This window comes from Aquibium sp. ELW1220 (assembly GCF_030398385.1).
In the GTDB taxonomy this organism is placed as follows: domain Bacteria; phylum Pseudomonadota; class Alphaproteobacteria; order Rhizobiales; family Rhizobiaceae; genus Aquibium.
The window spans coordinates 105,291-128,796 of the sequence record NZ_JAOAOQ010000009.1; the positions used below are offsets into that span (position 1 = coordinate 105,291).

Sequence of the window (23,506 nt, forward strand, 5' to 3'; positions counted from 1 at the left end):
GCCGCCCGCCGTCTACTCGACGACCGCGCCGGTCACGGATCGCATGTCCGAGGATGGTTCTTCGGTCGAGACTGCTGCCGCCAGCGGCAGCGGGCTGGATCCGAAATCATCTACCCTCCCAGGCCGCGGCTCGGGAGCAACGCCCTGGATCACCAGCTTCTGCGCTGGCGTGAGCGCTGTCGTGCGTCTCGGCTCGACGACGAGGCCCATCAGTTCATCGCCGCCATCGAGCGCGGGATCCAGAAGCGAGACCGGCGGCGTGTGCTGGATGACCGGCGCCTCGCCGGGGATCGGCGGGCCGAACATCTCGCCGATGCCTGCATCCGGGGCCAGTGCTGCGGGACCCGTCTGCAGCAGCCGCGCGAGAGGCTTCTCGGCGTAGAAGGCGATCTTGCGCTTGCCTGCCTGGGTGAAATTGATCCCGTCGCCGGCGCGCAGGCGCACCGGCTGGCCGTTGATGTCGGGGCCGTTGGTGACGAAGGCGCCGGTTTCGTCGATGAAGCCGTCCCAGATGTCGACGAAGACGCCGCCCGCCGCCTCCGTGACACCGCGCTGGATGTCGTTGAAGGCGATCATGTCGGACGACATCTTCGGAAACCGGAACGACGGCAGTCCGACCCAGACGACGGGAACGTTCCGGCCGGTGATCTCTGCAAGGAAACGCGACGAGCGGGCCGTGTATTCCGCTTCCCATTTCTCGGACCGGACGTCCTCGGACGAGCCGCCGACGCGCATCGCCTGGCGATCGTTGGAGCCCAGCATCACGACGACGACCGCAGGCTTCTCTTCCTCGACAATCGTCCCGATGCGTCCCGGCCAGTCGTAGAAGTCGTCGCGCACGAAGCCCGACGAGCCATTGGAGCGATCGACGACCCGAACCGTCGGATCCTCGGCGTAGACCGTTCCCAATCCTTCGGCGAGGCCGCCAGCCAGAAAGTCCCCGACCACCAGAAGAACGCGCGCGTCTTCCTGTTTGTCGAGTTCTGCCGCGGCGCTCTGGGCGGGCGCCGTTGCGCGGTCCGTCCGGGGAACGCGCTTGACGTTGCGCGGCTGCGACCGCTGCGGCGCCGCTTCGCGGCGGCGCTCGCCCCGCCGGAACAGTGGTTCATCGCGCCGGAACAGGAGTTCGAAGAGGGTTCGGGGTCGTTCCTGGGCGTAGGCCGGCGTGCCGGAAACCGCCAACAATGCTCCGCCGCCCGCCGTGACGATCGTCGCGAGCACGATCGTCAGGGCGAGCCAGGCGGCGATGCGGGCGCGAGGAGAACGACCCATGAGCCTCACTTCTTCCGCAGCCGCGAGAGGACTTCCTTGCTCGGATGACCGTCCGGCTGCATGCCGAGCGCCTGCTGGACGGCGACGATCGCCGACCGTGAGCCCTGACCGATCTTGCCGTCGACCTTGCCGTCATAATAGCCGAGCGCGGAAAGGTGCTTCTGCAACTCCTGCTTCTCGTCGAAGGACAGCTTCGTGAACGGCCGGTTCCAGTCCCGAACGAGGCCGCCATGGCCGGCGATCTCGTCGGCTAGCAGGCCGACGGCCAGCGCGTACTTGTCGGCGTTGTTGTAGCGTTTCAGCACGAAGAAATTCTTCGTCATCAGGAAGGCCGGGCCTTCGCGTCCGTCGAGAACCTTCAGTTCCGCATTGTCGGACGGGGACGGGAAGGGCTTGTTGCGGGCGCGCACGACGCCGATACCCTGCCACTTCGAGAGCGACATCGACCCGCCCGGGAACTTGCGGCCTGCCGGCAGCGTCACCTCGTAACCCCAGGTCTTGCCGGTCTGCCAGCCGTTCTGGCGCAGCAGGTTTGCGGCAGTCGCCAGGGCGTCGGGCACGGAACTCCAGATGTCACGCCGGCCGTTGCCGTCCATGTCCACCGCATAGGCCTTGTAGCTCGTCGGGATGAACTGGGTGTGGCCCATCGCGCCGGCCCAGGAGCCGGTGAGGTGGCTCTCGTCGATGTCGCCGCGTTGAAGGATTTCCAGCGCCGCGATGAGCTGCTGTCGTGCGAACTTCGCACGCCGCTTGTCGGCATAAGCCAGTGTCGACAGCGAGCGCACCACGTTGCGCATCACCTTGTCGTTCTTCAGGATCTCGCCGTAGTTCGATTCCATGGACCAGATCGCCAGCAGGATGTGGCGGTCGACGCCGTACTGGCGTTCGATCCGGTCGAGCCAGGGTTTCCACTGGCGCGCCATCTGGCGGCCGACGGCGATCGAATCTTCGTGCACCCGGTTGTCGAAATAGTCCCACACCGGCGCTGTGAACTCGGGCTGGTAGCGCGCCTTCTCGAGCACTTCGGGATCGGGCGCATTCACGCCCCGGAAGGCCCGGTCATAGGTCGAGCCGGAGATGCCGCTCTGGGCGGCGACCGACCGGAAACCTGCAACCCACTTCTGGAATCCTGCATCAGCGAATGCAGGCTGGCAAAGCGCGGAGGTCGCCAGCACCGCTGCGGCGGCGAGGGCACCAGTACGAATCCGCATCTTGATCTGGAACATTGCATTCTCCAAGGACGTTCCGCAAAGGTCGGATTCTTGGCCTGCTCCGGTTAGCGAAGGGTTTACCATAGGTCGAATTCTCAATAAACGATCGAGTTGCCGGCAATTCTCCGAGGCGCAAGCCTCCCGTTCCCGACGATGGTCGGCAATTCCGGCACCAAGATGTCTTCCAGCAAGCAACACCAGATCCAATGGTCGGTCGAATGAAAAAAGTGCGCAAGGCAGTGTTTCCTGTGGCGGGTCTCGGCACCCGCTTCCTTCCCGCGACGAAGGCGATCCCCAAGGAGATGCTCACGGTCGTCGACAAGCCGGTGATCCAGTACGTCGTCGACGAGGCGCGGGATGCCGGCATCGAGCACTTCATTTTCGTGACCGGCCGCAACAAGGCGGTGATCGAAGACCATTTCGACCTGCAGTTCGAGCTCTACGACACGCTGGCGCAGCGGGGGAAGGACGAGCAGCTGGCGATGCTGCAGCGCATGCAGCCGGAGCCGGGACAGACATCCTTCACCCGCCAGCAGGTTCCGCTCGGGCTCGGGCATGCGGTGTGGTGTGCCCGCCAGCTCGTGGGCGACGAGCCCTTCGCGGTGCTGCTTCCGGACATGATCATGCAATCGGACAAGGGCTGCATGCGCTCGATGGTGCAACTGCACGAACAGGCTGGAGGCAACGTCGTGGCGGTGCAGGAATGCGACCCCGACGAAGCCCACAAATACGGCATCGTCGGACGCGGCCCGGACGTCGCGAGCGGCTTCGAGGTGACGTCGATGGTTGAGAAGCCTGCGCGCGGCACGGCGCAGTCCAATCTCTACCTCAACGGCCGCTACATCCTGCAGCCTGAGATCTTCGACATCCTGTCGGAGCAGGAGCGCGGCGCGGGCAACGAGATCCAGCTCACGGACGCGATGCTGAAGCTGCAGGCCCGGCAGCCCTTCCACGGCTTCCATTATCAGGGCCGGACCTTCGATTGCGGCTCGCCCGAAGGCTTCGTGGAGGCGAACGTGGCCTTCGCGCTGTGGCGCAAGGACCTGTCGCCACGCATGAGCGCGATGATCGCCGGGCTGCTCGACGACTATGCGCCCGGGCTCCGCAAGACCGGGAGCTGAGAAAGTCCGGCGCTGAAGGAACCGATCCGTCGGTCACCTTCAGCGCTGCAGTTTCAGTCCGAGATAGATGCTGCTCTCGTCGTAATCGCGGTTCGGCCGGGTGCTGTCGAACCGCTCGTGGCGGATGCGGCCGTTGATCCCGGCGAAGCGGTTCATCCACCAGGTGGAGCTGGCCTCGGCCGAGAGGGTCGTCTCGGTGTCCGACGAGTTCACGTAGTCGCGGAACGAGATGCCACCCAGCAGCCCGAGCGTCAGGTTGGGCCGGGCTTCGCGCAAAAGTTCCACGCGGGATGTGTAGAGCACGGATCCGCTGTCGGCGGCGGTGGTCGAGCCCTCTACCGAAGTCCCGCCGGTCAATCGCAGTGTCGTGCCCCGCATCGGCGACCAGGACAGGACGCCGTCGAGCAGGAGGGCCGAGACCGGCACGAGCCGATCGTCATCAAAGCTCTCCCTCAGCCAGCCGATCGAAACTTCGCCTTCGATCTTCTCGCCGAGGTCGATCTCTGCTCCCCCCTTCAGAGCGTAGCGGTCGGCGGAACGGCGATAGCCGGAGGTGTCCTGCTCCAGGTCGTAGTTGCGGCGACCGATCTCGGCCTCGACGAAGGGGGTGAACGCGGGCGAGACCTCGTAACCGGCGCGCAGCGCGAGCGTCGACAGCGTGAAGTTGCGATCCTCCTGCGAGACGGTCCCGCAGCACAGGCCCTCGAGATCGGAAAAGACCTCCCGCTCGACCGAGCCGGTCAGGCCGAGACTGGTGCGGCCGAAGCTGCGCTGCACCCCGAGGCTCGCCGACATCTCGTGATTCAGCGGCTCGTCGTCGGTGGCGGGCAGGACGATCGGAGACGAAGCGGCTTCCGGCGCGATCCGGTAGGAGGCGGTCGCGGTCACCGTCGTGTCGCGGCCGAGTTCGTAGGCAAGTGCACCATCGATGCCGAGCTCGGTCTCCTTGAAGTCCTCGCCGGAAACGGACTTCTGGAAAATCCCAACCGCGTTGATCTCGGCCGAATGGCTTGTCCAGTCGGAGACGGCACGCAGGCGCAGTTCCGTCTGCGAGACGAAGGCCTCGCCGCCCTGCTGCGTCGTGTTGATGTTGGACGACCACAGGATGCCCTGATCGAGCGTCACCGTGGCGTCGAAAGTTCCAAGCCTGAGGCCGAGTGGCGCATAAGGGTTCTCCTCCTGCTCAATGGTGCCGGTTTCTATGGCATCCAGCCTGGTGTTCTCGGCTTCGGCGCGCCGGTTCAACTCCTCGTCCAGCGCGTCGACGCGCTGCGCGCGGCCTTGGGCGGGTTCGACGACCGGTTCGGCCGGAGCCGCCGCGTCCGGCGCCTCGGTCCGTGCAGCTTGCGCGTCCGAGCGCTCCTGGCGCGTCGTTGCCGCCCGCCGCGGCATGGCGGGAGCGGCTGCCTGCTCGGGTTCCGCTTCGAACGGGAAGAGGCTGGCGCCGTCATCCGGTTCGTCCGGTACCGCGCCTGCGCTCGCCGGGCGGTAGGGCGGAAGCGACAGGGCGGTAGCGCTCCCGTCTGCCCGGCGCTGGATGTCGGCTGCGGGAAGCTCGCCACGCAGCGCGGCGTCCTGCGCGACGGCATGGGCCGAGAGCGCGGCGAGACCGACCGTCGCGAGCAGGATGCGGCGGCCGCCGATGCGCGTTGTCCAGACCGCCCCTATCATCGACATTACGTTTTCCCACGACCGCGCCCGCCGCGCAGACTTTGGCGAAGCGTAAACAGGCTTGGTTAACGGAGCGTTGAGCATGCCTGCCGACGGTCGGCAAACAGCGTTGGACAGTCCGAAGACATTGTTCTAGACGGCACGCATGCATGGACAGAGACCGAAGACGAAATCCGATGCCCGCGAGGCGATCGCGTCCGCGATGCGAACCATCGCGACCGAACAGGCGGGCCTTGCGGCTCTGGCCGCCGCGCTCGACAACGGGCTTTCAGAGCCTTTCGCCACGGCGATCGGTATCCTGTCGCAAATTTCGGGTCGGGTGATCGTCACGGGTGTCGGCAAGAGCGGCCACATCGGCTCGAAGCTCGCCGCGACGCTCGCCTCGACCGGCACGCCTGCCTTCTTCGTCCATCCGGCCGAAGCCAATCATGGTGACCTCGGCATGATCGCGGCCGACGACGCGATCGTGGCCATGTCATGGTCGGGCGAGAGCGCCGAGCTCAAGGGCATCGTCGCCTACTCGCGCCGGTTCAAGATCCCGCTGATCGCCATGACTTCGGGCGAGGCCTCGACCCTGGCGACCGCCGCCGACGTCGTGCTGTGCCTGCCCAGGGCGCCGGAAGCCTGTCCGCACGGTCTGGCACCGACGACGTCGACGCTGCTGCAACTGGCGGTCGGCGACGCACTGGCGATCGCGCTGCTGGAGGCACGCGGCTTCACGCCCGATCATTTCCGCACCTTCCACCCCGGTGGCCAGCTGGGCGCCAACCTGACGCAGGTGCGCGAGATAATGCATGCGGGCGACGAACTGCCGACCGTGCCGCTCGGTACCCTGATGCCGGACGCGATCCGCGAACTCGCGCGCAAGCGGTTCGGCTGCGTGTGCGTGACGCGTGACGACGGACGAATCGCCGGCATCTTCACCGATGGCGACCTGGCGCGCAGCCTGCACCTCAACCTCGCAGACACGCGCATCGACGACCTGATGACGCGCACGCCAAAGACCATCGGCCCGCGCCTGCTGGCTGCCGAGGCGATGGCGCTGCTCAACGAGCACAACATCAGCGCGCTGGTGGTCGAAGAGAACGGCTATCCGCTCGGCGTCGTGCACTTCCACGACCTGCTGAAGCTCGGGGCGGCCTGAGCCGCCGGCAACTCAGACCGGCTCGACCACGAGATCTCCGTCCCTGACGTCGCAGACCCGCACTTGCGCACCCGGAGCGGCGTCCGGCCCGACGATGCTCCACCAGGTGTCGCCGAGCTTGAGGCGGCCGCGGCCGTTGCGGATCGGGTGCTCGAGGGTTCCCGTGCGGCCGACGAGCTGGCGGGCGCGCTGGTTGAGAAGCGGTTCGTCGGTCGGCGTGCTGTCGCGGCGGTAGAAACGGTAGCCGAACCAGGCAGCTGCGAGCGACGCGGCAAGGAAGGCAAGCACCTGGATCTGCCAGGTCCAGAAGGCGGCGTCCCAGACGAAGAAGGACAGGGCGCCGATCGCGATCGCGGCGATCCCGATCCAGACCAGGAAGACGCCCGGCACGAAGATTTCCAGCGCGAGCAGGACGAAGCCCAGGACCATCCAGTTCCACGGGCCGAGTTCGCTCACGATACGCTCGATCATGTCGTCGTCTCCCGCTGCGCCCGGATCAGGACTCGTCCGTCGGCCGCACGACCGGCGGGCGGTTGGCGCCGCGCGTGTTCTGGGTCGGCGACTGACCACCGAACACTTCCTTGGCGATTGCGCCGATGCCGCCAAGCGAGCCGACCAGTGCCGATGCCTCGATCGGCAGCATAACGATCTTGCTGTTGCCGGACGAACCGATCTTGGCAAGCGCCTCTGTGTACTTCAGGGCCACGAAATAGTTGATCGCCTGAACGTCACCCTTGGCGATCGCCTCGGAGACGACCTGGGTCGCGCGCGCCTCGGCCTCGGCGGAGCGCTCGCGCGCCTCGGCATCTCGGAAAGCGGCTTCCTTGCGGCCCTCCGCCTCCAGCACCTGCGCCTGCTTGAGACCCTCCGCGTCCAGGATCTGGGCGCGCTTGTTACGCTCGGCCATCATCTGGCGGGCCATCGATTCCACCAGGTTGGCCGGCGGGTTGATGTCCTTGATCTCGACGCGCGTGACCTTGATGCCCCACGGCTTGCCCGCCTCGTCGACGATGCGCAGCAGGCGCTCGTTGATCGCCTCGCGGTTGGACAGCAGTTCGTCGAGATCCATCGATCCCATCACCGAGCGGATGTTGGTCATGGTCAGGTTGAGCAGCGCGTTCTGCAGGTCGGAGACCTGATAGGCCGCCTGGGCGGCGACGAGGACCTGGTAGAACGCGACGCCGTCCACTGCCACGATGGCGTTGTCGCGGGTGATCACCTCCTGGGTCGGGACGTCGAGCACCTGCTCCATCATGTTCAGCTTGGCGCCGATGCGATCGATGAAGGGAACGATGAGATTGAGGCCGGGCGCCAGCGTGCGCGTGTAGCGGCCGAAGCGCTCGACGGTCCAGTTGGACCCCTGCGGCACCGTCTTGATGCCGGCAAAGAGCACCAGCAGCACGAGGATGACCAGGATGACGACGACGATGTCAAAACCCGTGAATGGCAACGGCTTTCCCCCTTGTTCGCCCGCACGCAGGCCGATCGCGATTCGGCCGACGCCGGATCGTGAGGATCATGTAGGGGTGAATCATGGCGGAAACAATTCGTGAAGGCCGGTACGCGACCTCAGTCGCCGGAAAGGCCCTTCAGGAATGTCTCAACCGCGGCGATCGCCGCGTCGTTCGACACGATGGCGAGGTGGCCGACACCGGGGAGGACCACATAGGATCCGCCGGGCGCGTGCGGTGCGATGGTCGCTTCGTAGCGATCGGCGAAGAACGCCTCGTCGTCGGCTCCGGCGATCAGCAGGAAGGGCGCCGTCATGGCCTTCAGGTCGGCCTGGTAGTCGGAGCGGGGAGCAAACGAGGTGTTGAGCCTGTAGCTGTAGCTGGTCGTCGCCGTGTGGCCGAGCGGTCCGTCCAGCACGGCCTTCGGCATGGCGAAGGAGATGACCGGCAGGTGGTTGAGTGCCGTCACGCCGACGGCATTCAGCATGATGAGGCCGATGATGCGACGTGTGGCAGGCTGCGCCCAGCCGCCGGAATCGGGCCGGGTGGTCGGCGCGTCGTATTTGAGGAAGGGCGCCATCAGAACATAGGCGTCGACCATGTCGCCATAGGTGCCGCCGGCGAAACGAACGACGAAGCCGCCGCCCGAGGAATGGCCGCCAAGCACGACCCGCGCCTGACCGCCAGCCTCGTCGCGCAGGGCGACGATCAGGTCCGCGGTGTCTTCTTCCAGCTGGCCGATATGGTCGATGTCGCCGCGCCGGACCGGCGCCTCGCCATGGCCGCGCATGTCCGGCACGATCACCGTCCCGAGCCCGGCCGCGGCCAGGCGCTTCGCCATGGCGTGGAACTGCATGCCGTGCCAGCCAGAGCCGTGAATCAACACGACGTAGCGACCCGGCGCCCCGGGGTATCGCCGGAAGGGAAGGGCGGTCCCATCGCGGGCGTCGAAGCTCGACGATGCAGGCAGATCGGACAGATCCTGCGCGAATGCCGGCGCGAAGTCGAGGGTCTCGTCCTCAGCGGCGCCTTGCCCCCCTGCCGCCGGAGGAGCCGACGAGGCCACCAGCGTCAGCGCGATCGCAATACAGATCGCGACGAAGATCGCCGCAATGGCTATGAGCTTTTCGAACACGCGCCGTCTCCCCGTCCGCCTCGGTGACGGCTTAGCCCAGCCGGCGCTGCAAGGCAAAAGGACACGTGCGGCCCTTCGCCGGTGCGAACGCTTTTGACCTCAGTCGCGGTCGAAGGCGAACAGGTCGGCGTCGCGGTCCTTCCGCCCTGTCAGGGCTGCCGTGATCAGTTCCGAGGCGATGCGGGAGAAGGTGATGCCATTGCCGCCGTAGCCGAGCACTGCGTGGAAGCCCGGCCTGCCCGGAACCGGCCCGATGAGCGGCAGACCGGAGGGGGTGGTGCCGAAGGCACCAGCCCAGGCATAGTCCGGGGTCGTGTCGACGCCGGGCAGGAGCCGGCCCAGTCTTTCGGCGATCCGCTGCGTCTTTTCGGGGATCAGCATGTCCCTGGCCATCTCGTCGGAAAATCCCTCGTCCTCGCCGCCGCAGACGATGCGCCCGTCATGGGTGGCGCGGAGATAGAGATAGGGGTCGGACGCCTCCCACATGAAGGCCGCCTTGGGCCAGATGGCGCGCGGTTGCGGGCGTGTCGCGATGGCGTAGGTCGATATGATCTCGTGACCGTCATGGGGCACGATGTCGGCGAGTTCGTAGCCGGTGGCCAGGACGGCAGCGGTGGCTGAGATGACGGGGCCTTCCTTCGTGCCGATGGACACGCCGCCGCGGTGGCTCTCGTAGGTCGTCGCCTCGACGGGCGCGTGAAGCCGGGCGCCCCGGCTCTTCGCCGAAGCCAGGAGGCCCGCCGTCAGGCGGCGCGGATCGAGCGCGAGATTGCCGTAGGACAAGAGGGCCGCCTTCCGGTCGATACCGAACCGCTCCTTCAACTGGCCGGCGGACAGATAGGCGCCATGAAGGCCGGCAGCATTGCGCGCCTCGCCTTCCGCCCGCAGCGCCTCGGGCGCCAGCACGTTTCCGGCCAGATAGAGCGAGGGCCGTTCGGTGAGCCGGCAGTCGATGCCGAGTTCTGCGATGCGCGCGGCGAGATTGCCGACGGCCAGCCGGGAGCGGCGCCAGGCGCGCTCGGCGCGGTCCTGGCCGATCCGGCGGGAGAGCGTGGAGAGCGGCTGGTCGATCTCGTGCTGGACGAGGGCTGTCGTCGCAGCCGTCGAACCGAGCATGGGGCCGCGTCTGTCGATCAGGATGACAGACAGCCCGGCGCCCGACAGGGCGTCGGCAGTCATCGCCGCGCTGATGCCCATCCCCACGATCGCGACGTCGGCCTTCACGTCGCGCGCGAGCGGCTCAGCCGCCGGTCCAGGCGCGCGGTAGGCTCTCCATACCGGGCTGCCGGTATGCAGGTCGAGCTTTCGGGTCATGCAGGAGGAACTCCGTTCGAGGCGCCTCCGCAACGGGCAGGCGCCCCGACGGTTCCGTCGATCAGGCCCAGCCGCCCAATTCGCGCCGGATCATGGCCTCGATGACCGCCATGCCTTCTTCCGAGTCGTTCAGGCAAGGAATGTGGGTGAAATTCGTGCCGCCATGCTCATGGAAGAGCTCGCCCACTTCCCCCGCGATTTCCTCGAGCGTCTCCAGGCAATCCGAGACGAAGCCGGGATTGAAGACGGCAATCGATTTCACGCCGTCGGTCGCGAGCTTCTCCACGGTCTTGTCGGTGTATGGCTGCAGCCATTCCTCCGGACCGAAACGGGACTGGAAGCAGGTGATCAGCCGTTCCTTGTCCCAGCCTAGTCGCTCGCGCAGCAGGCGCGTCGTCTTCATGCAATGGCAGTGATAGGGATCGCCGCGCTTGAAATAGCTCTGCGGGATGCCGTGGTAGGAGGCGATCACCACCTCGGGCTCGAAGTCGAGCGTTGCCAGGTGCTTCTCGATCGAGCGGGCGAGCGCGTCGATGTAGACCGGCTCGTCATGATAGGCAGGCACGGTGCGCACCGCCGGCATCCACCGCATCTGCACCAGCGCCTCGAAGAACTTGTCGTTCACGGTGGCCGTCGTGGTGGCGGAGTATTGCGGATAGAGCGGGAACATGACGATGCGGTCGCAGCCGGCCTTCGTCATGCGGTCGAGAACGCTCGCGATCGACGGATTGCCGTAGCGCATCGCCCAGTCGACCACCACGTTGTCGTGGGACGCCAGGGCTTCGGCGAGCTTCTCGGACTGCGCCCGGGTGTAGGTGCGCAGCGGCGATTCGTTCTTCTCGCGGTTCCAGATCTTGTCGTAGAGCGCGCCGGACTTCTTCGGCCGCGTGTTGAGCACGATGCCGTAGAGGATCGGGTACCAGAAGGCGCGCGGCCACTCGATGACGCGGCGGTCGGAGAGGAACTCCGCCAGGTAGCGGCGCATCGAAACTTTGTCGGTCCCGTCAGGCGTGCCGAGATTGACCAGAAGCACACCGACCTTCGGCAGGGCCACCGGCGGATGGTCCGCCGGAAGCGGTCCGATCGCCCGGACGTTCGGCATGTCGGCATGGATCGTGACGTTCATGAAGTTCCCCTTCGGACCGACGGAGATAGCGTGAAACGCCGGAGATTCAATCCGGACACGCTGGCCGAGTTGCCGCCGGAACGTGAAAACCCGCCTCCGGAGCCGGAGGCGGGTCGATTCGTCGCGGGAGCGGACGTCAGTTGGCGGGCGGCACGACCAGCGAAGCGCCGATCGGGAGATCCATCGGGTTGTAGTCCGGATTGGCCTCCTGGAGCTTCTTCCACATCGCGCCACGACCGTAGAACTTGCGCGACAGGTTCCAGTAGTTGTCGCCGCGCACGATCATGTAGGGCGCAGGCGCCGAAGCCGCGGCAGCCGCCTTCGCCTCTTCCTCGGCCTTCATGGCCGCGGCCTTGGCTTCTTCCTCGGCCTTGGCGGCCGCCTCGGCTGCTGCCTTATCGGCTGCCATCTTCTCTTCTTCCGCCTTGGCGGCGGCGGCCTTCGCCTCTTCCTCGGCCTTCATGGCCGCGGCCCTGGCTTCTTCCTCGGCCTTGGCGGCGGCCTCGGCTGCTGCCTTTTCGGCTGCCATCTTCTCTTCTTCCGCCTTGGCGGCTGCAGCCTTCGCCTCTTCCTCGGCCTTCATGGCCGCGGCCTTGGCTTCTTCCTCGGCCTTGGCGGCAGCTTCGGCTGCTGCCTTCTCTGCGGCTTCGGCAGCGGCCTTCGCCTCGGCCTCGGCCTTCTGGGCGGCCTCGTCGACCGGTACGGTCGGGGCGGTCGCAGTCAGGGTGGAGGACATGGCGGGCAGTTCGGGCAGCTTCGTCTCCGCCGTCGCGGGCGCTTCGGCGGCCGGTTCGGCAGCGGGTGCGGCTTCGGCCGGCGCGGCCTCGGCCTTCTGCTCTTCGGCCGGGGCAGCGGCAGCGATCACGGTGATGCGGCCCTCGACCTTCGGCGTGTAGGGATTGTTGGCCGCAAGGTACTCGGCGACTGCGTCTTCGAGGCTCGGACCGAAATCGTAGGCGTTCTGGGCGTTGGTCGCGAAGAGCTTATAGCCGTCGCCGCCGCCGCGCATGAAGTTGTTGGTGACGACGGAGTAGACCTTCGCGTCGTCGAGCGGCACCCAGGCGCCGTTTTCCATGGTCTCGATCGACTGGAGGCGGCCTTCGTTCGGCGCGACCGACATGTCGAAGGAATATTTCAGGCCGGCGACCTGCGGGAACTTGCCCTTGATTTCCTCGATCTCGGACAGGCCCTGCTCGATCGAGGCCTTGAGGTCCTTGCCCGACAGCTGGAAGGTCGCGATCGAATTCTGGAAGGGCAGGACGGTCAGGACCTCGCCCATGGTGATCTGGCCCTCGTCGATGGAAGCGCGCAGTCCGCCGCCGTTCTGGATGGCAATGGTCACACCCTGGCCCCTGGTGCGCTCCAGCATGGCGTCAGCCACGAGGTTGCCCATCGAGCATTCCTGCGTGCGGCAGACGTCGCGGTTGCCGTCGATGGTCGCGGTTGCTTCGGACACCGGCCGCAGCTTCAGTTCCGCGATCGGCGCGCCGAGTTCCTTGACACGAGCCTCGAGCGCGGCGTCGGGCGTGACCGAGCTGTCGAGCAGGACGGTATCGCCTGTCGCGGTCTTGACGACGCCGGCATCGTCGAACACCACCTGGAGCTCGCCGACATACTTCGAATAGGCATAGGCCTGAACGATCGGCACGTCCTGGCCGCCGGGATTTTTGACCATCGTCGGGTACTTCGGCGCGCCCTCTTCGGTGTTAGACAGCAGCGTGTGGCTGTGGCCGCCCACGATGACGTCGATGCCGTCGACCGCCGCGGCGATGTCCTGGTCCTTCGGGAAGCCGACATGCGACAGGAGAACGATCTTGTTGACGCCTTCGGCCTCGAGGCGGGAGACGGCGCCCTTCAGATATTCGATCTCGTCCTCGAAGGAGACGTTGGCGCCCGGCGACGAGGTCACGTCGGTGTCCGTCGCCAGCACGGAGACGATGCCGATCTTCTCGCCGCCGACGTCGAGGACCACGTTCTCCTTGATCTTGCCGGCAAGCGCCGTCTCGGCGTCCGCAACCTTGGTGTTGCCCGAGATGACCGGGAACTTCGCCTCGTCGATGAAGGCGGCGAGCAGCGCCGGACCGTCGTCGAACTCGTGGTTGCCGACCGCCATCGCGTCGAAGCCGATGGCGTTCATGAACTCGACCGTGTCCTTGCCCTTGTAGGTCGTGTAGAACAGCGAGCCTTGGAACTGGTCGCCGGCGTCCAGCACGATCACGTTCTCGTTGGCGGCCTTGAGCGCGTTGCGGCGCTCGTCGAGCTTGGTCTTCACGCGGGCGATGCCGCCAAGGCACTTGGCTTCCGCCGCTTCCTTCTCCGAGCAGGTCGAGTCGTACTTGTTGATCGCCTCGATGCGCGAATGCAGGTCGTTGATGTGCAGGATGTTCAGCGTGTAGTCGGCAAACGACGCGGCCGTCGACAGCGCGAGCGTCGAGGCCGAAAGCGCGGCGATGGTTATGAGCTTCTTCATGGTCGGTCTCCTGTGGGTGTCCGGAACTGTCGCGTTTCCGGACGAGCGAAGCGAGGTCGTGGCCGGTTCTTAGCCGATCCGGATGTCAGGGGTGTTGCATCGTCGTGGGCCATGTTCCCATCGGCTCGGCGCGGATGCAAGGCACTTCGTCGACACCGGTCAGGCGCTGTAGTCGCGATCGTCGGCAATCACCTTGCCGTCGTTCGGCAGGCTACCGGGCGGAACGATCTCGATCGTCCCGCCGAGTTTCGTGATGTCGCGCAGCGAGGCACCAAGGGCGGCAGTGTCGGGGACCGCCCCATTCGATGTCTCGACCTTCAGCGCCATGGCGTCGCTTTCGCCATCGCGGGTGACGACGAGGCGGGCGCGCGCGATGCCCGGGTGTCGGCGTATCACCTCGGCGACCTGTTTCGGATCGACGAACATGCCCTTGATCTTGGTGCGCTGGTCGGCGCGTCCCATCCAGCCACGGATACGCCTCGACGTACGGCCGCAGGGCGAGGTGCCGGTCATGATGGCGGAGAGATCGCCGGTGCCGAGTCGGACCAGCGGATAGACGGAATTGAACCCGGTGACGACCACCTCGCCGACCTCGCCGTCTTCGACGGGATCGCCGGTGCCGGGACGCACGATCTCGACGATCAGGTTCTCGTTCAGCAGCATGCCGGGATGCGGATTGCCGTCCGGATCGGACGCCTCGTAGGCGATGACGCCGAACTCGGCGGTCGCGTAGCACTGCAGCACCTTGACGCCGCGAGACGCATATTCCGCCCGCAGTGACGGAAACAGCGCCCCGCCCGAAACCAGCCCGCGGGAAAAGGAAGAGAGGTCCTTGCCGGCCTGGTCGGCGCGGTCGAGCATGACCTTCAGGAAGTCCGGCGTTCCGCAATAGACGCTCGGCTTCAGTGCCGCAGCCGCGTCGACCTGCATGTCGGTGTTGCCGATCCCGGCGGGAAAGACGGTGCAGCCGAGCGCGCGCGCGCCGGCATCGAGCAGGAAGCCGCCGGGCGTCAGGTGATAGGAAAACGCGTTGTGGACCGTATCGCGCGGCCGGATGCCGGCGGCGAAGAAGGCGCGGGCGGAGTGGATGGCCTCCTCCTCGGGCGCCTCCGGCTCCCAGATCGGACCCGGCGAAAGAAAGACGCGGCGACCGCGCATGGCGCCTTCGTCGGCGAAGCCGCCGAAGGGCGGGTTGGCGGCCTGGAACTCCATCAGTTCCGACTTTCGCAGCACGGGCAGGGCCGTCAGCGCAGCGCGGGAATCGATTGCCGCCGGATCGATGCCGTCGAGGAAGCGGGCAAGACCTGGTGCCTTCTTGAGCGCACCGGCGAGGAAACCGGGCAGCCGGCCGAACAGGTCAGCCTCGCGCCGCTCGGGATCGCGTGTCTCCAGTTCGTCGAAATAGGCTTTCATCGGCGGTTCCTCCCTCGGCGGCCCCTTATCGCAGGAGCCTGATCCAGCGCGCAAGATTGATCAGGGAGATCAGTGCCCCGGCGACATAGGTGAAGGCGGCGGCACGCAGCACGCTTTGCGCGGCGGGCAGGTCGTCCTCGGAGAGATAGCCGCCCTCCTTCAGGATGGGCAAAGCCTTGGCGAAGCTCGCGTCGGTCTCCACGGGCAAGGTCACGAGATTGACCACGACGCGGACCGACAGGAGCGCGATGCCGATCGCGATCGCGCCTGCTAGTGCTGCGGGACTTCGGATGACGACGGTGAGGACGGGAGCGGCGATGAAGAAGATGCCGGCGATCCGGTCGGTGAACAGAGCGACCTTGGCCAGCCGCTGTCGCAACGCCAGCTTCCGCTCGCCGTTTCCGTGCTGGATGGCGTGCGAAACCTCGTGCGCGGCGATGGCCACCGCCGAAAGCGAGCGGCCGTCATGATGCTGCGGCAGAAGCCGCACGACGGCCGCATCGGGATCGTAGTGATCGCCTTTGTCGGTGATCTCGACCTTGACATGCCCAAGGTCGAAGCGATCCAGAAGATGGCGCGCGAGTTCGCCGCCAGTGCCCGGCAGGTCCGGTCGCTCGACGGCATGCCGGCTGATCGTCGTGCGAACCAGAAGCTGTGGCAGGGTGACGGCCGCCAGGACGACGATCGCGACGATGACCGCGATCATGTCGCTCTACCCCGGCCGGCCGGAGGCCGCCGTGCCCTCAGGCGCGCCGCACGAGGACGAATTGGCTGCCCGTCGAACTCGTGCAGTTCAGCTGACGCGCGTTGACCAGGCTGCAGGCAACGCTCGACGTGGTCTGACGGATCAGGGAGGTCAGGTTGATGTCGATCGTGCGCGCGTCGCGCTGGACGTAGTTGCCTTCCGCCAGCTTGTTCCCGGTATCGGTGGCAAACGTCTCGAACCGGCCACCGGTAAAGCGCGACACGGCCACGCCGTCGGTGCCCATCCAGTCGCCCTCGACGCCGCTCGGCGCGCGGGCCATAGGCCCGGCTCCACCGCCGCGCGGTCCGTCGAACGTGCAGCCGGCCAGCGCGGCCAGTGCGGTCGCCGCCGCGACCAAACGTAGAGCCTTCATGGAGACCTCCTCTCAAGGGTAGACTTTTCATGCCGCGCCGCAGAAGCAAAAGCAAGGCGCGGCAGAAGTTGCCCCAATGTTCAGCGAACGAGGATGTTCCGGAACTGCCAGGGATCGCTGGTGTCCAGATCCTCTTCGAAGAGACCCGGACGACCGTCGAGCGGGGTCCAGTCGGTGTAGTAGCCGTTGACCGGGCCGAGATAGGGCCGCTGGACCTCGAGACAGCGCCGGTAGTCCATTTCGTCGGTCTCGACGATGCCTGCCTGCGGGTTCTCCAGCGCCCAGACCATGCCGGCCAGAACCGAGGACGACACCTGCAGGCCGGTCGCGTTCTGGTAGGGAGCGAGCTTGCGCGCCTCCTCAAGGGTCAGCTGCGAACCATACCAGTAGGCGTTCTTCTCGTGGCCGTAGAGCAGCACGCCGAGTTCGTCCTTGCCGTCGACCAGTTCGGTCTCGTCGAGCACGTGCTGCACCGACTGCGCCTTGCCGGCGGCACCGAACATCTCGTGCAGCGACAGCACCGCGTCGTTGCAGGGATGGTAGGCATAGTGGCAGGTCGGCCGGTAGGTCACCTCTCCCTTGCCGTCGCGAACGGTGAAGTAGTCGGCGATGGAAATGGCCTCGTTGTGCGTGACGAGGAAGCCGTATTGCGGCCCCGGCGTCGGACACCATGTGCGCACGCGGGTGTTCGCGCCCGGCTGTTCCAGGAAGATGCCGGCCTTCGAGCCCTTCTTGTGCTTGCGGGCGTTCTTCGGCTTCCACTCTTCGTGCGTGCCCCAGCCCAGTTCGGCCGGCTGCAGACCCTCCGAAATGAAGCCCTCGACGGACCATGTGTTCCAGAACACGTCCATCGGCTTGGGGTTCTTGGTGCGCTGGGTGTCGCGCTCGGCGATGTGGATGCCCTTGACCCCGAGCTTCTTCATCATCTTCGCCCAGCCCTCGCGGTCGTCGGTGGCCGGCTCGGCGATCTTCACCTTCATGTCGGCGGCGAGGTTGACCAGCGCCTGCTTGACGAACCAGGACACCATGCCCGGATTGGCGCCGCAGCAGGAAACCGCCGTGGTGCCGCCGGGGTGCTTCGCCTTCTCGGCGCGCACGGTTTCGCGCAGCGCATAATTGGTGCGCGAGGCGTTGTCGGCGTCCTTGTCGAAATAGAAGCCGAGCCAGGGCTCGACGACGGTGTCGATATAGAGCACGCCCAGCTTGCGGCAGAGCTTCATCAGGTCGAGCGAGCCGGTGTCGACCGACAGGTTGACGCAGAAGCCCTGGCCCTGGCCGTTGGTCAGCAGCGGCGTCAGCAGGTCCTTGTAGTTCTTCTTCGTCACGTGCTCCTTGACGAAGGCGATGCCGCGCTCGTCGAGCAATGCCTTGTCGGCATCGGACGGGTCGATGACGACCATGCGCGACTTGTCGAACCTGAAGTGGCGCTCGAGCAGGGGGAGCGTGCCGCGGCCGATGGAGCCGAAGCCGATCATCACGATCGGGCCGGTGATCTCGCCGTGGACCGGCCAGGTCTGTTTCGCCATTCGCAAGTGCTCCTTCGTTCGTCCGCGCGACCGTTGCAGGCCACAAAAGGCGGCTAAACCATAGTTTGGTGTCACAATAAAGGGCAGGGCACAACAGAGCGCGGGGCGGCGCGGATGACCCAGCAGCGGAAAAGGTAGCCGCGCGGATACCTTTTTTGTTGACCGGGCAGCCTTTCAGGGAATAGGTAGTTGAATGGCTATCTGTTCTCCCGATCTCGCACCGGTCTTCGCGGCCCTCTCCGATCCCACCCGCATGGCGGTGGTGGAACGGCTCTGCCGCGGTCCCGCATCGGTGTCCGATCTGGCCCGGCCGCATGCAATGGCTGGCCCGTCCTTCCTCAAGCACCTGAAGGTGCTGGAGGAGGCGGGCCTTGTCGCCTCGACAAAGTCCGGGCGCGTCCGGACTGTTGCTCTGGTGCCGCAGCGGCTGGACGAGATCGAGGGCTGGGTTCGCCGGCACCGTGCCGCCTGGGAGGCGCGCCTCGACCGACTGGGTTCGTTTCTGGAAAGGGACACGCAATGAACGATTTCTCGATCACCCACGACAGCTTCACCATCGAGCGCCTCTATCCCAACTGTCCTGAGCACGTCTGGTCGGCATGGTCGTCGCCCGAGAAGAAGGCGGCATGGTTCGGCTCGACCGGCCACCGGATGGATTTCCGGGTCGGCGGCAGCGAACGCGCGTCGCATCGCGATGCGATGGGGGAGCACGTCAACGAGACGCGCTATTTCGAGATCGTCGAGAGCGAGCGTATCGTGATGGCCTATTCCATGGCCGTGAACGGGCGCGTCCACACCGTTTCCCTCGCCACCGTCGTCTTCGCCGACCACGGCGGCGGCACGCGGCTGACCTATACCGAGCAGATGTGCGTCATTCCGCCCAGCGACGGCTTGGACGGGCGGCGCCACGGCTGGACGGCTCTGCTGGACGCCGTCGGACGGCTACTGGCGGCTGAAACTGCGGCAAGCGGCTGACGCAGGGGCGCGTCAGGTCGTGCTTCCTGCCCCGGCTGTGGCCAATCGGAACGAACCGTACCGAACGGTACGGTACGCCCTTCACAGACGCGCTTGGCGACGCTACATTGGGGGCCAGAGGAAAACCCCGGACGGAAGCGCACATCATGCCACCCTATCGCTCCAGAACCACCACCCATGGCCGCAACATGGCCGGCGCCCGCGGCCTTTGGCGCGCGACAGGCGTGAAGGACGGCGATTTCGGCAAGCCGATCATCGCGGTCGTCAATTCCTTCACGCAGTTCGTGCCGGGCCACGTGCACCTGAAGGATCTCGGCCAACTGGTCGCGCGGGAGATCGAGGCTGCCGGGGGCATCGCCAAGGAATTCAACACGATCGCTGTCGACGACGGCATCGCGATGGGACATGACGGCATGCTCTACTCGCTGCCGTCGCGCGAGATCATCACGGACTCAGTGGAGTACATGGTCAACGCGCACTGCGCCGACGCCATGGTCTGCATCTCCAACTGCGACAAGATCACGCCGGGCATGCTCAACGCCGCCATGCGCCTCAACATCCCTTCGGTCTTCGTCTCCGGCGGACCGATGGAGGCGGGCAAGGTGGTCATGCACGGCAAGACCGTCTCGATCGACCTGATCGATGCGATGGTCGCCGCGGCCGATGACAAGATTTCCGACGCGGACGTCCAGGTGATCGAGCGGTCCGCCTGCCCGACCTGCGGGTCGTGCTCGGGCATGTTTACCGCCAATTCCATGAACTGCCTCACCGAGGCGCTCGGCCTGTCGCTCCCCGGCAATGGTTCGACGCTCGCCACCCATGCCGACCGTCGCCGCCTGTTCGTCGAGGCGGGGCATCTCGTGGTCGACATCGCGCGGCGCTACTACGAGCAGGAAGACGACAGCGTGCTGCCGCGCAACGTCGCCAACCGCAGGGCCTTCGAGAACGCCATGTCCCTCGACATCGCCATGGGCGGGTCGACCAACACGATCCTGCATATCCTGGCCGCGGCTTATGAAGGCGGCATCGACTTCGACCTGAATGCGATCGACGAGTTGTCGCGCCGGGTGCCGTGCCTGTCGAAGGTGGCGCCGGCCAAGAGCGACGTGCACATGGAAGACGTTCACCGCGCCGGCGGCATCATGCGCATCCTGGGCGAACTCGACCGCGCCGGGCTGATCCATCGCGACACCCCCACGGTGCATGCCGAGACGCTCGGCGATGCCATCGACCGCTGGGACATCACCCGAACCGATTCGAAGATGGTGCATGACTTCTTCAAGGCCGCACCGGGCGGCGTGCCGACGCAGGTGGCTTTCAGCCAGTCGAGCCGCTGGGACGATCTCGACATGGACGGCGAGACGGGCGTCATCCGCTCGGCCGAGCATCCGTTCTCGAAGGATGGCGGGCTTGCCGTGCTCAAGGGCAACGTCGCGATCGACGGCTGCGTCGTGAAGACGGCCGGCGTCGACGATTCCATTCTCAAGTTCACCGGCCCCGCCGTGGTCTACGAGAGCCAGGACGCGGCGGTGAAGGGCATTCTCGGCAACGAGGTCAAGGCGGGGGACGTGGTGGTTATCCGCTACGAAGGGCCGAAGGGCGGCCCCGGCATGCAGGAGATGCTCTATCCGACGAGCTACCTGAAGTCGAAAGGCCTGGGCAAGGCCTGTGCGCTGCTCACCGACGGGCGCTTTTCGGGCGGCACCTCCGGCCTTTCGATCGGACATGTTTCGCCGGAAGCAGCGAGCGGCGGCACGATCGGACTCGTGCGGAGCGGCGACCTGATCGACATCGACATTCCCAACCGGACGATCAACCTGCTCGTTCCGGACGACGAACTCGCCGCGCGCCGAGCCGAGCAGGATCTGTCCGGGTGGAAGCCCGTCGAGCAGCGCAAGCGCAATGTCACGACGGCGCTGAAGGCCTATGCCGCCTTCGCGGCGAGCGCAGACAAGGGCGCGGTCCGCGTCCTGCCGGAGTAGCGGCTTCGCTGAAATCTGGCGGTCGCGCCCGCGCGGCCGCCGGCACGGAGGTCGTTTCAATGGGCGTTCCGGATGTTCGTGTCTACGTGACGGGAGCCGCCGGGTCCGGGGTGACGACCCTCGGCCGTGCGCTGGCGCGAGTGCTCGACATCGCCCATGTCGACTGCGACGACCACTACTGGATGCCGACCGACCCACCGTACACGACCAAGCGTCCCGCCGTCGCCCGCGTGCCATTGATCCGGGCGGCCCTCGGTGAGGCGGGTTGGGTCCTGACCGGTTCCTTCGACGGCTGGGGCGACCCGCTGATCGACCGCGTCGACCTGATCGTCTTCCTGTCCACACCGCACGCGGTCCGGATGGCGCGGCTCGCAGACCGCGAGCGGCAACGCTTCGGCGACCGCATCCTTCCGGACGGCGACATGCATGGCATCCACTGCTCGTTCATGGACTGGGCGGCGGGCTATGAAAACCCGGCCTTCAACGGCCGAAACCGGGCGCGCCACGAGGCCTGGCTGGCAGTCCAGCGGGCACCGCTGCTGCGGCTGGACGGGGACAGGCCCCCCGACACCCTGGTGGCGGCGACGCGGCAGGCGCTCGGCGCATTGCCCGGCGTCGCCATCCATCCTAGGTTCAGCCCCAAAGGGAGAACGGCCATGGACGAGACGGAAGGCTGGCGGCACATGAAGTTCGCGCCGCGCGACGGGACCCGGATCCTGGTGACGGTGCGGGCCTCCGAGCAGGGAGCTGCCGACGTCGACGTCGCCCATTGGGCGCGGGGCGACCAGTTCGGGGCGGAGGGCTGGCGTTCGGCCGATTCGCATCCCGGCCAGATCATCGGCTATGCGGAGCCGGAGCTGAAATGCTGGATGCCGCTGCCGAAGGCCGGCTCCGCGGCACGGCCGACGCCCTGGGAAGAGGGCGAGGAACTGTTCGGTTCCGGCATCTGACGTCAGCGATCCGCAAGGCGACGGCGGAGCGGCGGTTTCTCGCGGCTGCTCCGGGTCCTCCCCGGCATTCGGCGCAGCCGGATGGCCCTCGCGCCGGCCCTCACGGGTCGAACGGATGCACTCCGTCCCGCGACATCGCCTCCAACGCGTCGATCAGGCGGTCGTGGTCGGCTGAAAGTCCCTTGTAGTCCAGCTGGTCGGCCTCCATAGCCGCAAGCTGGGTGGCGAAGGAGCGGGCGAGGGTGGCGCGCTGCGGGTGACGCGCCAGGACCGCCATCGGGTCGACGAAGATGCGGATGGTGAACAGCACGTCGCCGGACACCGGCAGCTTGCGCAGCGTCTGCCTCTCGACGCGGATGAAGGCGTGATCCGCAGGCGTTTCGCCGAAACGCACCGGCCGCGCCGCCGCGCGTGCGTCGCGCTGCCGCGACGACATCGGCTTGTGCAACTCCGCATCGGTCTGCAACGACCAGTTCATCCGCTCGACGGGCCGGTCGGGGCGCAGATTGTCGAACATGCGCGCGATGAGTTCGGCGGGGCGGGAGCCGGCGCCGAAACCCGGCACCGGGCCATGGATCTCGTCGAGCGGCCGGCCGAACTTCTCGGCCAGAGACCAGGACGATGGGAAGCAGAGCGAGGCGGCGGCGAGACGCCAGCCATCGGCGCCGCGCCGCATCAGCACCAAGTCCTCCTGAACCAGCAGCGAGGCGGCCAGCAGTGGCGGGTGGTCTTCCGACCCGACCCGGTCGAGCGCGGCCAGCGCTGCCTCCCACTGCCGCGTCCCGGGGAAGATCGACGGGAAGCCGCCGATCAGGTGGTCGCGCACGAGGCCGAACACCTCCGCCTGCGCGGCCAGCGTGTCCGGCTCGGCGCGGAAGACCGCGTCGCGGTCACGCCCGACGAGGGCATGCTTCTGTGCCAGATAGGCCTCGTAGTGTCGGTCGACCTCGAGCCAGGTGGCGAGGTCGAGCTGCCGCAGGCCGATTGTGAACGGCGTCGCGGAGCCGTCGTAGGGCGTGTGGGTGGGCGTGTTGCTCAACTCGGTTGTTCGAACTGCTGGCGCCAGTTTCTGTGCCCTTCGATCACCATTACGACGGTGACGAGGTGTTTGTCAGGATCGTAAATCGTAGATCTCCACATAGCCGCCGAAGACGTATCGAAGCTTGCCGATTTTCACGCCCGATTCCGGGAAAATGGACAGCTTGCTTACGATGCGGACGCTGAGTTCCTGAACAAAAGGAGTATCCTCGGTGCTCGTTGTCGACGGAAATGTAGTCGATGATGGAATCAAGATCGGCTGCGGCATTCCTGGAAAGGACGATCTGGCCGCTCATTGATCGCCATTGGCAACCTTGCGGACCCGCTCGCGCAGTCGATCGAAGAATGCGTCGTCGGCGACCACGACCTCTCCGCGCTCGATCTGGGCCTCGGATTCCCGCAAGCGTCCCCGCAGCAACTCACCGTCGGCCTCCCAGGCCGCCCTGTCCTGTTCGAACTGCGCCGCCACGGCGTCCTCGATCGCCTCGATTTCGGAGGCATAGCGGCCGATCCGCACCTGCTCGGCGACCCAGTCGGCCTGATGCTTGCTGAGCGGAATGTTCATTCCCGTCTCCCTTGGCGGCAGATT

General features: G+C 66.5%; 21 protein-coding genes and 1 pseudogene. 7 read left to right on the top strand and 15 right to left on the bottom strand.

What is annotated here, in order from left to right:
* Positions 1-12: 12 nt before the first annotated feature.
* Positions 13-1,272 (bottom strand): DUF459 domain-containing protein, encoded by a 1,260-nt coding sequence (locus tag N1F91_RS10995; protein WP_289992107.1) that lies wholly within the window; start codon positions 1,270-1,272, stop codon positions 13-15.
* A gap of 5 nt (positions 1,273-1,277) precedes the next feature.
* Positions 1,278-2,498 carry a lytic murein transglycosylase gene (locus N1F91_RS11000; RefSeq protein WP_289992109.1) on the bottom strand — a complete coding sequence of 407 codons (1,221 nt, stop codon included), beginning with the start codon at positions 2,496-2,498 and terminating at the stop codon, positions 1,278-1,280.
* A gap of 203 nt (positions 2,499-2,701) precedes the next feature.
* Between N1F91_RS11000 and galU the strand changes: the two genes are divergently transcribed.
* Positions 2,702-3,604, top strand: a complete 903-nt coding sequence (galU, locus tag N1F91_RS11005) for a UTP--glucose-1-phosphate uridylyltransferase GalU (RefSeq protein WP_289992110.1) — start codon at positions 2,702-2,704, stop codon at positions 3,602-3,604.
* A 39-nt stretch (positions 3,605-3,643) separates the two neighbouring features.
* Here galU and N1F91_RS11010 read toward each other — a convergent pair whose 3' ends face one another.
* Positions 3,644-5,281 (bottom strand): outer membrane beta-barrel protein, encoded by a 1,638-nt coding sequence (locus tag N1F91_RS11010; protein ID WP_289992115.1) that lies wholly within the window; start codon positions 5,279-5,281, stop codon positions 3,644-3,646.
* Positions 5,282-5,420: 139 nt separating this feature from the next.
* Between N1F91_RS11010 and N1F91_RS11015 the strand changes: the two genes are divergently transcribed.
* Positions 5,421-6,419 (top strand): KpsF/GutQ family sugar-phosphate isomerase, encoded by a 999-nt coding sequence (locus N1F91_RS11015; protein WP_289992117.1) that lies wholly within the window; start codon positions 5,421-5,423, stop codon positions 6,417-6,419.
* A gap of 12 nt (positions 6,420-6,431) precedes the next feature.
* Here N1F91_RS11015 and N1F91_RS11020 read toward each other — a convergent pair whose 3' ends face one another.
* From N1F91_RS11020 to N1F91_RS11065, 10 genes are all read right to left on the bottom strand, one after another.
* Entirely contained in the window at positions 6,432-6,890 is a 459-nt protein-coding gene (locus N1F91_RS11020) for an NfeD family protein (RefSeq protein WP_289992119.1), read from the bottom strand.
* Positions 6,891-6,915: 25 nt separating this feature from the next.
* A complete protein-coding gene (locus tag N1F91_RS11025) occupies positions 6,916-7,869 on the bottom strand; it encodes an SPFH domain-containing protein (protein ID WP_289992120.1) in 954 nt (317 codons plus the stop codon).
* A gap of 119 nt (positions 7,870-7,988) precedes the next feature.
* Positions 7,989-9,005 carry an alpha/beta fold hydrolase gene (locus tag N1F91_RS11030; RefSeq protein WP_289992121.1) on the bottom strand — a complete coding sequence of 339 codons (1,017 nt, stop codon included), beginning with the start codon at positions 9,003-9,005 and terminating at the stop codon, positions 7,989-7,991.
* A 99-nt stretch (positions 9,006-9,104) separates the two neighbouring features.
* Entirely contained in the window at positions 9,105-10,319 is a 1,215-nt protein-coding gene (locus tag N1F91_RS11035; protein WP_289992123.1) for an FAD-dependent oxidoreductase, read from the bottom strand.
* Between the two features lie 61 nt (positions 10,320-10,380).
* Positions 10,381-11,445 (bottom strand): ferrochelatase, encoded by a 1,065-nt coding sequence (gene hemH / locus N1F91_RS11040; protein ID WP_289992125.1) that lies wholly within the window; start codon positions 11,443-11,445, stop codon positions 10,381-10,383.
* Between the two features lie 136 nt (positions 11,446-11,581).
* Positions 11,582-13,915 carry a 5'-nucleotidase C-terminal domain-containing protein gene (locus N1F91_RS11045; protein WP_289992127.1) on the bottom strand — a complete coding sequence of 778 codons (2,334 nt, stop codon included), beginning with the start codon at positions 13,913-13,915 and terminating at the stop codon, positions 11,582-11,584.
* A gap of 159 nt (positions 13,916-14,074) precedes the next feature.
* The gene (locus N1F91_RS11050) at positions 14,075-15,328 is read right to left on the bottom strand and encodes an AMP-binding protein (RefSeq protein ID WP_289992128.1); all 1,254 of its coding nucleotides are present in this window, start codon (positions 15,326-15,328) and stop codon (positions 14,075-14,077) included.
* A gap of 25 nt (positions 15,329-15,353) precedes the next feature.
* A complete protein-coding gene (locus N1F91_RS11055; RefSeq protein ID WP_289992130.1) occupies positions 15,354-16,034 on the bottom strand; it encodes a zinc metallopeptidase in 681 nt (226 codons plus the stop codon).
* 37 nt (positions 16,035-16,071) lie between these two features.
* The gene (locus tag N1F91_RS11060; RefSeq protein ID WP_289992132.1) at positions 16,072-16,446 is read right to left on the bottom strand and encodes a hypothetical protein; all 375 of its coding nucleotides are present in this window, start codon (positions 16,444-16,446) and stop codon (positions 16,072-16,074) included.
* Between the two features lie 80 nt (positions 16,447-16,526).
* Positions 16,527-17,972, bottom strand: coding sequence for a homospermidine synthase (locus N1F91_RS11065; RefSeq protein WP_289992134.1), 1,446 nt, complete (start codon positions 17,970-17,972; stop codon positions 16,527-16,529).
* 193 nt (positions 17,973-18,165) lie between these two features.
* On the opposite strand from N1F91_RS11065, the gene N1F91_RS11070 reads away from it, so the two are divergent.
* From N1F91_RS11070 to N1F91_RS11090, 5 genes and pseudogenes are all read left to right on the top strand, one after another.
* Positions 18,166-18,495 carry a metalloregulator ArsR/SmtB family transcription factor gene (locus tag N1F91_RS11070; RefSeq protein ID WP_289992136.1) on the top strand — a complete coding sequence of 110 codons (330 nt, stop codon included), beginning with the start codon at positions 18,166-18,168 and terminating at the stop codon, positions 18,493-18,495.
* Positions 18,492-18,947 (top strand): SRPBCC domain-containing protein, encoded by a 456-nt coding sequence (locus N1F91_RS11075; RefSeq protein ID WP_289992137.1) that lies wholly within the window; start codon positions 18,492-18,494, stop codon positions 18,945-18,947. The genes N1F91_RS11070 and N1F91_RS11075 overlap by 4 nt, the downstream gene beginning before the upstream one ends.
* Before the next feature lie 146 nt (positions 18,948-19,093).
* Positions 19,094-20,929 (top strand): dihydroxy-acid dehydratase, encoded by a 1,836-nt coding sequence (ilvD, locus tag N1F91_RS11080; protein WP_289992138.1) that lies wholly within the window; start codon positions 19,094-19,096, stop codon positions 20,927-20,929.
* Between the two features lie 59 nt (positions 20,930-20,988).
* Positions 20,989-21,510, top strand: a pseudogene (locus tag N1F91_RS11085) (adenylate kinase); the annotation flags it as partial.
* 75 nt (positions 21,511-21,585) lie between these two features.
* Positions 21,586-21,879 carry a hypothetical protein gene (locus N1F91_RS11090; RefSeq protein ID WP_210321285.1) on the top strand — a complete coding sequence of 98 codons (294 nt, stop codon included), beginning with the start codon at positions 21,586-21,588 and terminating at the stop codon, positions 21,877-21,879.
* A 100-nt stretch (positions 21,880-21,979) separates the two neighbouring features.
* On the opposite strand, the gene N1F91_RS11095 is transcribed toward N1F91_RS11090, so the two are convergent.
* Together N1F91_RS11095 and N1F91_RS11100 are read right to left on the bottom strand one after the other, a co-directional pair.
* On the bottom strand, positions 21,980-22,918 hold the full coding sequence (locus N1F91_RS11095; protein ID WP_289992140.1) for a DUF3445 domain-containing protein: 939 nt from the start codon (positions 22,916-22,918) through the stop codon (positions 21,980-21,982).
* A gap of 291 nt (positions 22,919-23,209) precedes the next feature.
* Positions 23,210-23,482: a hypothetical protein gene (locus N1F91_RS11100; protein ID WP_289992142.1), complete on the bottom strand. Its 273-nt coding sequence runs from the start codon at positions 23,480-23,482 to the stop codon at positions 23,210-23,212.
* Positions 23,483-23,506 lie beyond the last annotated feature (24 nt).